General features: G+C 31.7%; 12 protein-coding genes. 7 read left to right on the top strand and 5 right to left on the bottom strand.

Annotated features, from left to right (window positions below; translation table 11 throughout):
• Positions 1 to 206 precede the first annotated feature (206 nt).
• Genes tssD through OIU80_RS06615 form a run of 3 tightly spaced genes read left to right on the top strand, consistent with a single transcriptional unit; the run spans position 207 to position 2,966 of the window.
• Positions 207 to 1,880 carry a type VI secretion system tube protein TssD gene (gene tssD, locus OIU80_RS06625; protein ID WP_264286257.1) on the top strand — a complete coding sequence of 558 codons (1,674 nt, stop codon included), beginning with the start codon at positions 207 to 209 and terminating at the stop codon, positions 1,878 to 1,880.
• Complete coding sequence (locus OIU80_RS06620) at positions 1,858 to 2,361, top strand: hypothetical protein (protein ID WP_264286256.1); 504 nt, start codon at positions 1,858 to 1,860, stop codon at positions 2,359 to 2,361. Before tssD ends, OIU80_RS06620 begins: the two co-directional genes overlap by 23 nt.
• A gap of 38 nt (positions 2,362 to 2,399) precedes the next feature.
• Positions 2,400 to 2,966, top strand: a complete 567-nt coding sequence (locus OIU80_RS06615; RefSeq protein WP_264286255.1) for a hypothetical protein — start codon at positions 2,400 to 2,402, stop codon at positions 2,964 to 2,966.
• Between the two features lie 106 nt (positions 2,967 to 3,072).
• Here the strand turns inward: OIU80_RS06615 and OIU80_RS06610 are convergent, their stop codons facing one another.
• Positions 3,073 to 3,822 carry a LytR/AlgR family response regulator transcription factor gene (locus tag OIU80_RS06610; RefSeq protein ID WP_264286254.1) on the bottom strand — a complete coding sequence of 250 codons (750 nt, stop codon included), beginning with the start codon at positions 3,820 to 3,822 and terminating at the stop codon, positions 3,073 to 3,075.
• Positions 3,819 to 5,636, bottom strand: coding sequence for a tetratricopeptide repeat-containing sensor histidine kinase (locus OIU80_RS06605; RefSeq protein ID WP_264286253.1), 1,818 nt, complete (start codon positions 5,634 to 5,636; stop codon positions 3,819 to 3,821). Before OIU80_RS06605 ends, OIU80_RS06610 begins: the two co-directional genes overlap by 4 nt.
• Positions 5,637 to 6,092: 456 nt before the next feature.
• Here OIU80_RS06605 and OIU80_RS06600 point away from each other — a divergent pair, with 456 nt between their 5' ends.
• The 3 genes from OIU80_RS06600 (at position 6,093) to OIU80_RS06590 (ending at position 9,609) form a co-directional block, all read left to right on the top strand.
• On the top strand, positions 6,093 to 7,253 hold the full coding sequence (locus tag OIU80_RS06600) for a vWA domain-containing protein (protein ID WP_264286252.1): 1,161 nt from the start codon (positions 6,093 to 6,095) through the stop codon (positions 7,251 to 7,253).
• A 31-nt stretch (positions 7,254 to 7,284) separates the two neighbouring features.
• A complete protein-coding gene (locus tag OIU80_RS06595) occupies positions 7,285 to 7,899 on the top strand; it encodes a murein L,D-transpeptidase catalytic domain family protein (protein WP_264286251.1) in 615 nt (204 codons plus the stop codon).
• 69 nt (positions 7,900 to 7,968) lie between these two features.
• Positions 7,969 to 9,609, top strand: a complete 1,641-nt coding sequence (locus OIU80_RS06590) for a DUF4139 domain-containing protein (RefSeq protein ID WP_264286250.1) — start codon at positions 7,969 to 7,971, stop codon at positions 9,607 to 9,609.
• 234 nt (positions 9,610 to 9,843) lie between these two features.
• Here the strand turns inward: OIU80_RS06590 and OIU80_RS06585 are convergent, their stop codons facing one another.
• The 3 genes from OIU80_RS06585 to OIU80_RS06575 form a co-directional block, all read right to left on the bottom strand.
• Complete coding sequence (locus OIU80_RS06585) at positions 9,844 to 10,881, bottom strand: NADP(H)-dependent aldo-keto reductase (protein ID WP_264286249.1); 1,038 nt, start codon at positions 10,879 to 10,881, stop codon at positions 9,844 to 9,846.
• Between the two features lie 560 nt (positions 10,882 to 11,441).
• Positions 11,442 to 12,383 (bottom strand): OmpA family protein, encoded by a 942-nt coding sequence (locus OIU80_RS06580; protein ID WP_264286248.1) that lies wholly within the window; start codon positions 12,381 to 12,383, stop codon positions 11,442 to 11,444.
• Between the two features lie 139 nt (positions 12,384 to 12,522).
• A complete protein-coding gene (locus OIU80_RS06575; RefSeq protein WP_264286247.1) occupies positions 12,523 to 13,287 on the bottom strand; it encodes an exodeoxyribonuclease III in 765 nt (254 codons plus the stop codon).
• 117 nt (positions 13,288 to 13,404) lie between these two features.
• Between OIU80_RS06575 and OIU80_RS06570 the strand changes: the two genes are divergently transcribed.
• Positions 13,405 to 15,207, top strand: coding sequence for a lysophospholipid acyltransferase family protein (locus tag OIU80_RS06570; RefSeq protein WP_264286246.1), 1,803 nt, complete (start codon positions 13,405 to 13,407; stop codon positions 15,205 to 15,207).
• The last annotated feature ends 56 nt before the right edge of the window (positions 15,208 to 15,263 follow it).

Raw genomic sequence — 15,263 nt, 5'->3', positions numbered from 1 at the left:
ATCCTTTTTCATGAAGTTTATTACGCGCTTTAGAAGCTAATTCCTGCTTTTCTATAGCTATTCTTTGTCGCATTTCATAAGTATCAGGATAGTATTCTATAGTTCCAAAACATAATTAAAAGAGTATTTATCTTACTCTTTATTTGATAAAAATATTTATTTGTAATTATTTACATATATTTATCGAAATGTAAATGTGTGAATTTATGACCACAGCTAAATTATTTATTTTAGGAGAAGAGCGAGAATTACTATGGATAAACACCAATTATTATAGAAGTACGAGAGCAGATGGCTCACCAACCAGTGATGTCGAAGGAGGCTTTCTTACTTTAAGTTTTGTATCGCAAGAAAACGATGATGTCTTTTGGCATAATATGACAAAAGACATTGAAAAACAAACGGACCGAATGGAAAAAGGTGAAGTACACTTTTATAAAAAAGGCGATGAAGATATTCCGATAAGAAAGTATAAATTTAGTGATGCCTATTTGATCGAATATTCAGAAGTATTTAATACCGATGAAACAGAAAGCATGCAAATTGTTTTAACCATCTCCCCTGCAATTCAGGATTATGGAGCAGAAATAGTAAAATACTGGAATAAATCTTGGATTCCGCCAAGTGAACCTGTTTATTACGTACCTAAAAAAGAAGAAAAAGAAACCAGAGTAAAAACTATAGAATGTGTTACAACTCTTGATTTAGGTTCTGCTAATGATGGTACAAGAACAAAACATCAGCAAGGAATGCTTTATGGGGAAACCTACGAGTTTAAAGTAACCGATTATACCGAAGGAGTTCCCGAAAACAAATCGTCTATAAACTGGATGTACAGATTCCATAACTTATCTGAAAACAAGTGGATTGAGAAAAAACTTTCGGTAACAGGCGACACGCTAAAATTTACGCTTAACGAAAAAGACATGTGCGGTCGTTTTGTGTATCTTAGAGCTTACATAAAAGATGCTGAAAACGAAGGAGAACTTAAAGTTTGGAAACACAATAGGTTTAGATTTTTTGATAGAATGGTTGTTCATGAGCAAATAAAAAACCGTGTTAATGATCCTTGGAAGATTAATCAAGCACAAACTTCGCTTTGTGGTATGGCAGCCTTGTATTATGCGATGGCAAAACGTGACCCAAAAGGATATGAGAAACTTGCCAAAGAATTGTTTAGAACAGGAGAATATGCAATTGGTAGTTATATACTTAAACCTCATGAAAAAGCTTTAAGCATGTATGATGTTAATACAAGTTATGACAACTACATGGCATTAAAAATGCCAGAAATAGATTGGATAGTTCTTGCAACAACCCGCAGCAAAGAAAGTTTAAACGATTATTTTGTGTACAATGGTTTTGAAAATGGCAATATTGATATGTTAAAAGGAGTAAATTGGCCAGAAATGCTAACCAGAATGTGCAAAGAAGTTGCAGGTTTTAGTAGTGCAGAAGCAATTGATTTAGGTATGCTTCAAATTGCAAATAAAAAAGGAATGTCCGGAAAATTAAACGATGCTATTGGCGACATGGATATTATGCACCTTAAAATCATTGACCGAAAGTACAAACAAGGACATACTATCCTAATGATGATAGACAGCGATATGATTGAGGATAAAGCTGGTTATAATCCCAAAGCTTTAACAACAAATGTACATTGGGTGGTTTACGAAGGTGGATTGAATTTTTTAGAGGTTGGAGATAGTAAATTTGTTGGTTTCCGTATTTATACTTGGGGATTTGATCCAGTAAGTCAAAAAGATGAAGAAGGAAATGAAGACAATAAGTACAAAAGACCACTTATTTACAAAAAACAAAGAATCTCTATTGAATCATTTAAAAGTAATTATTATGGGTATATTGAAGTATATTAGTTTTTTTCTATTAGTTTTTTTTTCAAGTTGTATAAATACAGAGTATAAAAAAATTGACGATTCTTTTAGTGATATTCATATAAAGGAATGGAATTCATCTATATGTCCCAAAAAGGTTGTTTTTGAGAGGTATGTAAAAAAAACCAATTTTAAAAAATTAATTGATCGTAATACAAATTTCGAGATTGGAGGTTGCGAAAAAACAGAATCAAAATTTAATCAAAGAGTATTTACACCTATTATTCCTTACGAGGGTCATATTAATTATGATATAAAATTGATCATTGATGATAGTTTGGAATTTAAGATAACAAATATTCAAGATAAATTAGATACTATTTCAGGAAAATCTGGTCCAGGAAAATGGCTTGTGATGAATAATATTAAATCATTAATCATCAACAGCCATAAATTAGATAATACAAAAACTCCTCTTAGTTTTAATATTCCAACCAAAATTGGGAAGATTATAAAGAAATAATCAAAGAATTTCTTTATAATCATTTAAATCAAATTATTATGGCTATATCGAACTTTATTAAGTATTGTTCAATATTCTTATTATTGTCTTCTTGTAATACATATGAAGAAGATGAACAGATCTATGATTTTATTTGTATAAAAAATTGGGAGACAAATATTAAAGCCAATGCAAAAGGAATCTTGAGTAGTAATGTTAAAGCTAAATTATATTATTATGATAAAAATACAAGTTTTAAAAAAATAATTACTGCGGATTCACTTTTTGAGGTTACAAAAGAAATAGATAATGGAACTGAAAGGAGTCCCATTCCATCTTATGCGTTGATAATTACTCCAAAATTTGTAAATAATAAACCTATTAATGATGATATGATTCTTTTATTAAATGATACTATTGAGTATAAATTTACAAATGTATACTTTATTAAGGATAGTTTGAAGCTTTCTAATCCTCTCGGTTTTCTAGGACGTAAGATTATTGTAAGATATAGTTTAAAGGCTACTGTCAACGGCAAAAATATTAACTATTTAGATACGATAAAATCGGAACGCCAATCGACGTATATATCTTTAGATGCATCATTAGGCAAAAAGATTAAATAGTTTGTTAGTACTATCGAATCATTTAAAAGTAATTATTATGGGTATATTGAAGGATATTAGCTTAGTTGGTTTAAGCATTTTATTAGTGAGTATCTTTATGTAATATTTACTTAAAATTCTTCAGAAAATCTTCTTTATACGTTGGAGAAACTTCGATCTCAGCCCCATCGTTTAGCATAATAATTCCTCCTTTGTTATATGATTTTACACAATTCATATTAATGATATGTGATTTATGAACTCTTATAAATGGTAAGGGTAAAATTTCAGAAAAGTGTTTTAAAAACCGACAAACCATTTTTTTACTTCCGTCATTCAAATATAAGTCGGTAAAGTTTCCGTTTCCTTTTAAGCGAACAATTTTTTCCATTTTCACCACCTCAAATCCTTCTAACGTTGGCAAAATAACTTGTTGTTTCTCTGGTTTTGTTTCATGGAAATTTTCAACAATAATTTTGTTTCTGTTAAAAATTTCATGATTCATAACCTGATGCTGTACTTTGTTTACTGCAACAATCAACTCTTCGATACTTATTGGTTTTAGCAAATAATAAGCTGCACTTTGGTTTAACGCTTTTAATGAATATTCGGAAAAAGCAGTAACAAAAATAGTTTCAAAATGTAAATCCTTGCAAGCCTCCAAAACATCAAAAGCATTTCCAAAAGGCATTTCGACATCCAGAAAGACTAATTGTGGCTGTAACTCATGCAGTAACGGAACAGCTTCTTTTATGTTCTGTGCTTCGCCAATAACTTCTACCTGCGGACAATATTTACTCAAATAATTCTTAAGTACTTCTCGAGCAGCAAGTTCATCTTCAACAATTACACTTTTTATCTTTTGAAAAGTCATCATAATTTATCTATTAACGGAAAAACAATTCGAACAATAGTACCTGTCTTGGGCATCCCTTTTTCGATAATTTCGAAAGAAATATTCTTTTTATACAATTCGTTCAGCAAACCTATTCGTTCCTTAGTATTACTTAATCCTCGGGATTCATGTGCTTTTTGATTATTTGTTTTAAGTTCACGGCTTTTAGTTAAACCAATCCCATCGTCTTCTATAATCACTACAACTTTCTCTGCTACAAACTCAAAATTAAGATTCAGAAATCCTTTTTTATCGAGATAACGCAATCCATGCCAAATCGCATTTTCCAGATGTGGCTGTATAATCATATTAGGAATTAGGACTGTTTCTGTATCTAAAGCATCATCAACACTAATTTTAAAATCAAATTTGTCCTGAAACCTCAAATGTTCTAAATCTAAATATTTTTTAAGTTGCTCAATTTCTTTATCTAATGTGATGAAATCCTTATTCGAATTCTCCATCATATTTCGCATTAAGTTAGAATAAGAAGTCAGGTATTTATTGGCTTCCAATTCTTTATTTTCAGAAATAAATTGATTCACACTGTTCAAACTGTTAAAGATAAAATGCGGGTTCATTTCTCTTCGCAAAGACTGTAACGCAATTTCTTTGTTTTTGGTTTTTATCGAGTACAATGCTTTCACAATAAATAAGAACAACAATAAGAGCAGTACTATTGATCCTAGAAGAAAATAATTAAACGTATTTTTCTTTGTAATCAATTCATCTTTTAATGTCTTTTCTTTTTCTAACTGACGTATTTTATCCTCAGTAACTTGAAATGTTTTAGCATCGATAAGCGTTGTATCCGATTCAATTAACTTATCAAAATTCTGAAAAAACTGCTCATATAAAGCAATACTTTCTTTATCATCTCCTTTCGTTTTGTAATACTGAATTAAAGCAGACAAGCTTTTCTTTGCCTCAGTAGAGTTTCCGCTTTTAGAGGCTAAGTCATATGCTTCCTTAAGTGATACAACAGCTTTTTTAGGTTCTTCTTTTTTAAAATAAAGTTTTGCTAAAGATTGCAATTGCTTTATTTGGGTAGTATAATCTTTTTTGGTTTTGGCTTCTGCCAAAAGTCTTTCGTTAATGCCAATTGCTTTCTCAAACTGATTATCAGAAGCATATACTTTGGCAATTTCATTTTTGATTTTAATAACCTCTTCCGGCTTATCTTTTGCGTAAGCGAGTGCCTTAGTATAACTTTCGATTGCAATCACTTTGTTTTTTTGCTGCAAAGAATTCTCTGCTTTCTGAACGTATGCAGCTGCAACCTCATCAATTTTATTATCTCTTTTAAGTAACTCAATATTCGAATCTACATATTCTGCTTGCGTAACGGGGCTTGCTTGTGTTCGCAGACGATTAGCATCATTACTATTTATTTTTTCTTCATTTTTATCCGCTGCAATGGCTCCTGCAGCTTCATAATTTTTAATTGCCGATACAAACTTTTTCTGGCTTTCCTGTACTTTGGCAATACTTCTTGTTACACGTATTTTATCTTCGGCAAGATTTTGTTTGGTATAACTTGCTAATGCTTTTTTATAATATTCTTCGGCTTTTGCATTATCTCCTTTATTAAGGAACTCATTAGCTAAGCGTTCATAATTCTGACCTATTTGTGTTTCATCATTTATATCCAACGATTTTTGCAATTCTTTAGATACTTTACTCATTTTAGAAACCGGCACTGCTTTTTTCTTAGCAAGAGAATCCTGTGCTGTTACTCCAAAAGGAAGTAACAACAATGTAAATAAGAAAACGATAAACACAGATACTAATCTCATTTTACTTTTTTTAAAAATTCTGATGTGCTAATAGTTAAAGCATTGGTATAATTCATATCATTTTTATTTAACACATAGAAACATAGATTTCATATGTGAAAAAGAACGTGAAAAAGAACGCAAAAAAGAAATACATTTCTATTCACATAACTAGGCTATGTGTATTTAAAATTAAGTGAAACGCCTTTTTTAAGAGTATAAAGTCTATGTTTCTATGTGTTTAAAACAATATCCTAAGAAAGGTTAAATAACTGGAAAGCTGTAAATAACATACTTAGTAACTCAGAAACTTAGTGCCTTAGACTCTTTAAAAACAATACTGTAAAGTAAAGTATTTTATATTCTGTCTACAACTCGTTTCACCAAGTGAAAATACCGTTTCACCATTTATGCAAAAAACGAACTCTTTAAGTTTATAAGTTTGGTCTATAATCACAATCTTAAACATAAGAAATCATGAAAACATCAATCTTTATCTCAGCGCTTTTAGCAACTACATTCTCTTTTGCAAATAGCAATTATACTACTGCAAATCCAAAAAAGAATACTAAAACTGAAAAACCGATAACAGCGGAAAAGACCAAAATACAAGTTGCATTATTATTAGATACTTCTAGTAGTATGGATGGTTTAATTGATCAGGCAAAATCCAGACTTTGGAATATTGTAAACACTTTAACGACTTTAAAATATGATGGAAAAACACCCGATATCGAAATTGCTTTATACGAATATGGTAATGACGGTTTGTCTAAGCAATCGAATTATATCCGACAAATAGCACCACTTTCGACAGATTTAGATTTGATTTCAGAAAAACTGTTTTCTCTAAGTACCAATGGTGGTAACGAATACTGTGGAGCTGTAATACAAGATGCAACCAAGCAATTAAAATGGGCAAAAGACAACAACAATATGAAGCTAATTTATATTGCAGGAAACGAAGAATTTAATCAGGGTGGAATTAATTATAAAGAAGCTATTAGTAATGCTTTAAAGAATGACATTTATGTAAATACTATTTATTGCGGAGATAAAACTCAAGGCATAAATGAACTATGGAAAGATGGTGCCGATTACGGAAAAGGCAAATATTTTAATATCGATTCCAATCAAACAGTACGTTATATAGTAACTCCTTATGATGTTGAAATTACAAAATGTAACGAAAAAATCAATAAAACTTACATTGGTTATGGTTCAAAAGGCTCTGAGAAAAAAATGAATCAGGAAATGCAAGATAAAAACGCTCAGAAAGTTTCTGCATCAAATTATGCCGAACGTGCTGTAAGTAAATCCAAAGCTGTTTATAAAAACGATAGTTGGGACTTGGTCGATAAAGTAAAAGATGATGCTACTGCTATTTCAAAAATTAAAAAAGAAGAATTACCTGCTGAACTCCGTAATAAATCTACTGCTGAATTAAAGGTAATTGTTGCACAAAAAACCAAAGAAAGAGAAAATATTCAAAAGGAAATTGGCGAACTTGCCAAAAAACGTCAAGAATATATAGATACTGAAGCGAAAAAAACAAAGAAACAAGATGATTTGGGTAATGCCATTAATACATCGATTGTTGCTTTTGCAAAAGTTAAAGGATATACTGTTGAAAAATAAATAAAGTGTGAAAAATAAATTAGTTAAGAACATGAAAAAGAGCGCCCTCTTTTTAATTTTTATAGGAGTATTTTGTGTTAGTTTTAAATGCATACATAAAGAAGAGAACCTACAATTACCCAATTCAAAACTTTCTTCAAAAGAAAAACTAGCAAGCCAGATAAACGAGATTAAAAAGTTTGTAAATACATCTTCTAAATACAATACTGAAGTTGGTTTTTTTATCGATATGAGAATTGCATCTTGCAAAAATCGTTTTTTTATATATGATTTAAAAAATAACAAGCTGCTTGATCAGGGTTTAGTAGGTCATGGTTCGGGTTCGGAAACTGGAATTCCAGGAAAGCTAAAGTTTAGTAATATAAAAAATTCCTATAGCACCTCATTAGGGAAATATGCAATTGGTAATTCTTATAATGGTACGTTTGGTAAAGCTTACAAATTATATGGCTTAGACAAATCTAATAGTAATGCCTTTGATCGAAATATCGTTTTACATAAATATTGGGACGTCCCATTTGAAGAACAAAAAAATCCTATTTGCAACAGTCAAGGTTGCCCAATGGTTAATGAAAAATTTTATGGTGTAATTGAAAAAATAATTGACAACTCTAAAAAGAAAATCATTCTTGTTATCTATCACTAAAAACCCATTCAAATTTTCGTTATTTGTAATCTATATTAGACTAAATAAATATTTTAAAATTATAATCCCATGATAAAAAAAATAATAACCTCCGTTTTATTATTGATTGGCACAATTGCGTTTGCGCAGAAACCAATCTTTACAACAGCAAAAGTAAAAGCCGCAACAGTATATTTTAATGCTGCCGAAATTTCACAAACTGCAAACGCGAACCTACCTCTAGGAACAAGCGAAATTGTAATAAAAAATGTAGCTGTGGACCTAAACGAAAGTTCAATACAAATAGGAACTCCCTCAACAGTAACCGTTCTTTCAGTTCAGTTTACCAATAATTATATCTCAGAATATGAAGTTGATACTAAATCTCCAGCATTAAAAAGAGTAAGAGATAGTATTGTTTTGGTTCAGAAAGAACTTCAGAAAGTTAATAACACGATAAATTCTGAAACAAAAACGATTCAGCTTTTAGATAAAAACCAACAAATTTCGGGAGTGAATTCAGGTTTAAATGTAACTGAATTAATGAAGATGGTGGACTATTATAAAAACAAACAACTAGAAATTGCCAATACTATTAATACGCTTTCAGAGAAACAACAAAAGCTTAATGAAACGCTTCAAAAACTAAATAACAAACTTGAAGTTGACACGAGTAAAGAAGAGAAAACCTCATCTGGAAAACTAATCGTTCAGGTTATGAATGAAGTTGCTGGGGCTGTGCCATTGGATATTTCGTACTTAACAAATAATGCTACCTGGACTCCTTTTTATGACCTACGTGCCGAAAGTGTTACCTCACCTATTAATATGATGTACAAAGCTCAGGTAATCCAAAACACGGGGATCGATTGGAAAAAAGTAAAGCTTACTTTATCAAGCGGTTATCCTAACCAAAACAATCAAGCGCCAATATTAAGTTCATGGTTTTTGAGAAACAATAATGAAATTGTTCAAATGGGTTATGCTCCTCAAAAAAATAAAATGAATCAGTTACAGGGAAGAGTTGCTGAGGATAATACATTACGAGAAGTAGTTGTCACAGCTCCAGTAACAAAAAAAATGGTAAAATCATCTGTTTCTAATTACACAACAGTAGAAGAAAACCAACTTAATGTATCTTTTGATATTGATATTCCTTATGATATTTTATCTAACGGAAAAGTACATAGTGTTTCTCTAAAAGAAATAAAATTGCCTGCATCGTATAAATATTATGCTGCACCAAGAGTAGAAAACGAAGCTTTCCTTCTTGCTGAAATTGCAGATTATAGCAAATACAATTTATTGAGAGGTGAAGCCAATATCATCTTTGAAGGAATGTATGTAGGTAAAACATTTATCGAGCCAAACCAAACTAGCGATACACTAAACTTGAGTATGGGGCGTGATAAGAAAGTATCTATAAAACGTGAAAAAGTAGCCGACAAATCGGGAACTAAGTTTTTATCGACTAAAAAAGAACAAACTTTTACCTATGATATCACTGTAAGAAACAACAAAAAAGAAGCTGTTGAACTTTTATTAAAAGATCAATATCCTTTGAGTACCAATAAAGAAATCGAAGTTGAGTTATTACAAAGTGATAGCGCAAAAGTAAATTCTGAAACTGGAATCTTGACTTGGCAATTGCAAATGAAGCCTAATGAAATCAAGAAATTCAGAATTAGCTATAAAGTAAGATATCCTAAAGATCAGATATTGAATTTATAAAAACCTTTTAAAAATAAATCCCGATACATGTTTAACGTGTATCGGGATTTTTATTTTATCATCTCGTTTTGTGATGCTTTAATATGGAACGCGGATAACGCGGATTAAAAAATCCTTTTAATCTTTTTAATCTGTGGCAGATAAATTAACCGCAAAGCTCGCAAAGAGTTACGCAAAGCTCACAAAGATAATAGCTACTGGAGCTGAAAACCGAGACTGAAACTAAAAACTTAACTACGGTGCTGGATCAGGGATTATAGCGTGAACTGCATTGATTTCGGCAATAACTTCGTCTGATAATGTAAGATTAATAGAATCTATATTTTCTTTTAATTGTTCCATTGTAGTTGCTCCGATAATAGTACTCGTTACAAATGGTTGCTGATTAACAAAAGCTAAAGACATTTGAGCAAAATTCAAACTGTGTTTATTAGCGATTTCCTGATACATACGCGCAGCTTTGGTACTTTGTTCGCTGCTATATCTCGTATATTGTGGAAACAAATTAAGTCTTGAGTTTGGATGTTTTTCTCCAGATAAAAATTTACCTGATAGTACCCCAAATGCCATTGGCGAATACGCTAATAAACCAACATTTTCGCGCATACAAACCTCAACAGAAGCATTCTCAAAAAGACGATTTAATAATGAATATGGATTCTGGATTGTTTTAATACGAGGCAAATTATTGTATTTGTTCTCTTCTAGAAAACGCATAATTCCCCAAGGGTTTTCATTAGAAAGTCCAACGTGTTTAATCTTCCCTTCTTTTATAAAACCTTCCATCGTTTGTAAAACTTCGTGGATATTATCTTCCCAAGCATCGTCTTGAATTTTAAGACCACGTTGTCCAAAACAATTTGTTTTACGCTCTGGCCAATGCAACTGATATATATCTACATAATCTGTTTGTAATCTTTGCAGACTATTGTCTAAAGCATATTTTAAACTTGCTGGTGAGAAATCTATTTTCTCGCGCATATAACCAAAGTTATCATTTGGTCCAGCGATTTTAGTTGCTAAAACAACGTCTTCTCTTTTTCCTGATTTTTTAAACCAAGTTCCTATAATTTTCTCTGTGCTTCCGTAAGTTTCTTTACTTGCAGGAATAGAATACATCTCAGCAGTATCAAAAAAATTAACGCCATGTTCTAGCGCGTAATCCATTTGAGCATGTCCTTCGGCTTCGGTGTTTTGTTGACCAAAAGTCATCGTACCAAGGTTTATTTTACTTACTTTAATATCGGTATTGGGAATTGTAGTGTATTTCATTTTTCTTTAAGGTTCTAAGATACTGAGTTGCTAAGATTCTAAGTTTTTACGAATAAGCTTCAAAGGTACAAAGCAAATTTTCAAAAGAAAAAGGTTCAAAGTTAAAAAACTCTAAAGCTTTTTATGTTATAGCCTTGTTTGGAAGAAAGCTTGTTTTGTTTCTTTCCACAGATTACAATGATTAAATAGATTTTTGAAATCTGTTTAAACCATATCCGAATTATCATAAAATTGTCATTTCGAGGCAGGAGAAATCTTAGTTAGTAGCTCAACAAAGATTATGGAATTTCTTACGGAGATTTCTCATTCTTCGAAATGACAAAATTGAGCAAAAACTTTGCGAATCTCTGTGCAACTCTTCCAGTTAATTTTATCCTTTGAAGATAAAATGGAGTAAATATGCTATAAAACAAAATCAAGTTTCATAATCGCAAGTATAAACTTAATACCTACAAGGTCAGAAAAAGAACTTGCAGAAAAGCCAGAAAACAAAAAAGGTCCAGAGTATAAACTCTGAACCTTTGTCTCTTTGTACCATAGAACCTCAGTTCCTTAGCAACTTAATTAATGCTATTCAACATATCTGCGATTTCATCTAATCTTGGCGTTAAAATGATTTCGATTCTACGGTTTTTAGCTTTACCTTCAGGAGTTGCATTGCTTGCCAATGGAGAGAATTCTCCACGACCTGCTGCCGTTAGTTTTTGTTTGTTGATCTTACTATTCTCACTCAAAATAGCTACAATTGCTGTTGCTCTTTTGGTAGATAAATCCCAGTTGTTTGTAATTACTCCTGAACCTATATATGGATCATCATCTGTATGCCCTTCGATAAGTACCGAAAGATCTGGATTATCTCCTAATACTTTTCCTAATTCTACTACCGCTTTTTTACCTTCGGTACCTACAGACCAGCTTCCTGAATTAAAAAGTAATTTGTTTTCCATTGAAACATATACTTTCCCATTCTTTTGCTCTACAGTTAATCCCTTTCCTTCAAAACCGTTCAGTGCTTTCGAAAGCGTTTCTTTTAGCTTTTTCATAGCAGCTTCTTTAGCAGCTATCATAGCCTCAAGTTCATCTAATCGTTTAGCTGTTTTATCTAAACGTGCTTGTTCAGCAGCTAATGCTTTTCCTTTTGCCTCTAACTGCTCTAGTAACTCACGATTTTTATTCATGTTGTTTTTTAAGGCTTCGTCACTATTTTTCTCTAGTGCATTATAGGAGTCTTGTAAAACTTTTAGTTTGTTTTGTGCAGCAGCATAATCGGCTTTTTGCTTTTCTAGCTCTGCTTTGGTTGCACTAAGGCTTTTATTTAATCCATCGCGATCTAACTCCAATTGATTTTTTGCTTTAAGCAATTCGGCATTTTCATCAGAGATCGAACGGTTTTCTTTTTTTAAATCGGTAAATTTAGTTTCTAAGTCATTGTATATTTTTTTGGATACACACGATGTTGTAAGCGCTAATATCAATAATCCGATTGAGACTTTTTTAATCATTTTAATTGTGGTGTTTATTATTTGAGATATTCTTATTCTTTTCTAATTATCAGTACAAAGCAGTGCATAAGCAAAGTAAATCTTATTAAAATGGCAATATAAGCTTAAAATCTGGATGTAGCTAACAATAATGGTACCATTAATCTTCAATTTCGACTAAAACCGGACAATGATCTGAATGTACTGCATCTGGTAATATAACAGCTCGTTTTAGTTTGTGCTGTAAAGTGTCGCTAACTAAATTATAATCGATTCTCCATCCTTTGTTGTTTCCTCTTGCTCCTGCGCGGTAACTCCACCAAGAATAATTATGAGGTTCTTTGTTAAAATGGCGGAAACTATCTATAAATCCTGTTTTCATGAAACCATCTAACCAAGCTCGTTCAGCTGGCAAAAATCCTGAAACGGTTTTATTACGAACCGGATCATGAATATCTATTGCTTCGTGACAAATATTATAGTCTCCACAAATGATAAGATTGGGTATTATTTTTCTAAGCTCATTGATATAACTCTGAAAGTCATCCATGAACATAAATTTATGGTCTAATCGCTGGATATTTGTTCCCGATGGAAGATATAAACTCATTACTGAGCAACTATCAAAATCTACCCGAAGGTTTCTTCCTTCATAATCCATGTGCTGAATTCCAGTTCCGTACACTACGTTATTTGGTTTTATTTTTGAAAGAATAGCTACACCGCTATATCCCTTTTTTGTAGCTGGATAGTAATACTGATATGGGTAACCTGCATTGGTAATATCGTCTACAGGAATTTGTTCTTCTGTGGCTTTAATCTCCTGAAGACAAATAACATCCGGGTTTGCATGTTGCAACCAATCGATAAATCCTTTTGAAATTGCAGCACGAATTCCGTTTACGTTATAAGAAATAATTTTCATTACAATTTTGTTTTATGTATTTCAAATGTAATAAAAAAGCGGAAAGTTTGAATAAGAAATAAGGAAAAGTAGAGTTTTTTGTTATCTTTGTTTCCTGCTCTAAAAAACAAATTGTACATGGGTTTAGTTACCGCGAAAGAAGTTGCCAAGGCAATAAATGTTGACAAGTACGGGGTTCTAGGTACTTTCTCTGGTTGGGTCCTTATGAAGGTGCTAAAGATATCTACCTTGAATAAGGTTTACGATAGAAACAAACATCTAGAAGATGTTGCTTTCTTGAACGGGGTTTTGGATGATTTACAAATCAAATTCGAGATTCCTGAAGAAGACTTAAAACGATTACCTAAAGATGGTGCTTATATTACTATTTCAAACCATCCACTAGGTGGTATTGATGGCATTTTATTGCTAAAATTAATGCTTGAAAGAGAGCCTAATTTTAAAATCATTGCCAATTTCCTATTACACCGCATCGTTCCTCTTAAAAAGTATATCATGCCTGTAAATCCTTTTGAAAATCATAAGGATGCTAAATCTAGCGTGGTTGGAATTAAGGAAACATTCCGTCATTTAAGTGATGGAAAACCTTTGGGTATTTTTCCAGCAGGTGAAGTTTCTACTTATAAAGATGGAAAACTAGTAGTGGATAAACCTTGGGAAGAAGGCGCGATTAAATTAATCCGAAAAGCCAAAGTTCCGGTTGTTCCTATTTATTTTCATGCCAAAAACAGTAAATTATTCTATTGGCTTTCTAAGATAGATGACACTTTACGTACAGCAAAATTACCATCGGAGTTACTTACTCAAAAAGATCGTGTAATTAAGGTACGTGTAGGTAAACCTATTTCGGTTAATGAACAAAATGAAATTGAATCATTTGAAGAATACTCTGAGTTTTTAAGAAAGAAAACATACATGCTAGCAAATCCTTTTGAAAAGGAACATAAATTGCTAGATACTGCTAACTTAAAAATCCCTAGAAGCCCTAAGGAAATTGTTACTCCTGCAAATGAGAACAAGATAAATGCCGAAGTAGAAGCTTTAAGAAGTACTGATTGCAGATTATTACAAAGTAAAAATTACGAAGTGTTTTTTGCTTCTGCCAAAAACATTCCGAACATTCTACATGAAATTGGCCGCTTACGCGAAATTACTTTCCGTGAAGTTGGCGAAGGAACAAATGAACCTATTGATATTGATAAATACGATCAATATTACCACCATATGTTTTTATGGGATGATGATGCAAAAAAAATATCAGGAGCTTACCGCATGGGATTAGGTTCTGAGATTTACCCTAAATACGGAATGGATGGTTTTTACCTAAATGACCTTTTTAGATTCGAACCAGAACTTCATGATATGATGCATAAATCTATCGAAATGGGGCGTGCATTTATCATTAAAGAATACCAACAAAAACCAATGCCTCTTTTCTTATTATGGAAAGGAATCATTCATACAACATTACGTTATCCTGAGCATAAATATTTGCTTGGTGGTGTAAGTATAAGCAATCAATTCTCTGATTTCTCTAAATCATTGATGATTGAGTTTATGAAATCAAATTATTACGATCCTTATATTGCTCAATACATTCATCCGAAAAAAGCATATAAAGTAAAACTGAAAGATGCTGATAAAGACTTTATTTTTGATGAAGCCGAATCAGATTTAAATAAATTTGATAAAATAATCGACGAATTAGAACCAGGGAATTTACGTTTGCCAGTTCTAATTAAAAAATACATCAAGCAAAATGCGCGTGTTGTAGCTTTTAATGTCGATCCGTTATTTAACAATGCTATCGATGGTTTAATGTACATTCGTATTGCCGATATTCCAGAGAGTACTATGAAACCGGTTATCGAAGAATTCCAAATAGAATTGGAAAGAAAATTAGCTGAGAAAGACGATTAATTTCGAATTATTATATAAAATAAAATCCCGTTTCATAAATTTATGAAACGGGATTT

The organism is Flavobacterium frigoritolerans (genome assembly GCF_025847275.1).
Taxonomy (GTDB): domain Bacteria; phylum Bacteroidota; class Bacteroidia; order Flavobacteriales; family Flavobacteriaceae; genus Flavobacterium; species Flavobacterium frigoritolerans.
The sequence above is the reverse complement of the archived record's forward strand: the minus strand, read 5'-3'. Positions and strand labels throughout refer to the sequence as shown.

Coding starts and splice junctions, on each gene's coding strand:
- tssD (WP_264286257.1), top strand. CDS start 207: ATGACCACAGCTAAATTATTTATTTTAGGAGAAGAGCGAGAATTACTA.
- OIU80_RS06620 (WP_264286256.1), top strand. CDS start 1,858: ATGGGTATATTGAAGTATATTAGTTTTTTTCTATTAGTTTTTTTTTCA.
- OIU80_RS06615 (WP_264286255.1), top strand. CDS start 2,400: ATGGCTATATCGAACTTTATTAAGTATTGTTCAATATTCTTATTATTG.
- OIU80_RS06610 (WP_264286254.1), bottom strand. CDS start 3,822: ATGATGACTTTTCAAAAGATAAAAAGTGTAATTGTTGAAGATGAACTT.
- OIU80_RS06605 (WP_264286253.1), bottom strand. CDS start 5,636: ATGAGATTAGTATCTGTGTTTATCGTTTTCTTATTTACATTGTTGTTA.
- OIU80_RS06600 (WP_264286252.1), top strand. CDS start 6,093: ATGAAAACATCAATCTTTATCTCAGCGCTTTTAGCAACTACATTCTCT.
- OIU80_RS06595 (WP_264286251.1), top strand. CDS start 7,285: ATGAAAAAGAGCGCCCTCTTTTTAATTTTTATAGGAGTATTTTGTGTT.
- OIU80_RS06590 (WP_264286250.1), top strand. CDS start 7,969: ATGATAAAAAAAATAATAACCTCCGTTTTATTATTGATTGGCACAATT.
- OIU80_RS06585 (WP_264286249.1), bottom strand. CDS start 10,881: ATGAAATACACTACAATTCCCAATACCGATATTAAAGTAAGTAAAATA.
- OIU80_RS06580 (WP_264286248.1), bottom strand. CDS start 12,383: ATGATTAAAAAAGTCTCAATCGGATTATTGATATTAGCGCTTACAACA.
- OIU80_RS06575 (WP_264286247.1), bottom strand. CDS start 13,287: ATGAAAATTATTTCTTATAACGTAAACGGAATTCGTGCTGCAATTTCA.
- OIU80_RS06570 (WP_264286246.1), top strand. CDS start 13,405: ATGGGTTTAGTTACCGCGAAAGAAGTTGCCAAGGCAATAAATGTTGAC.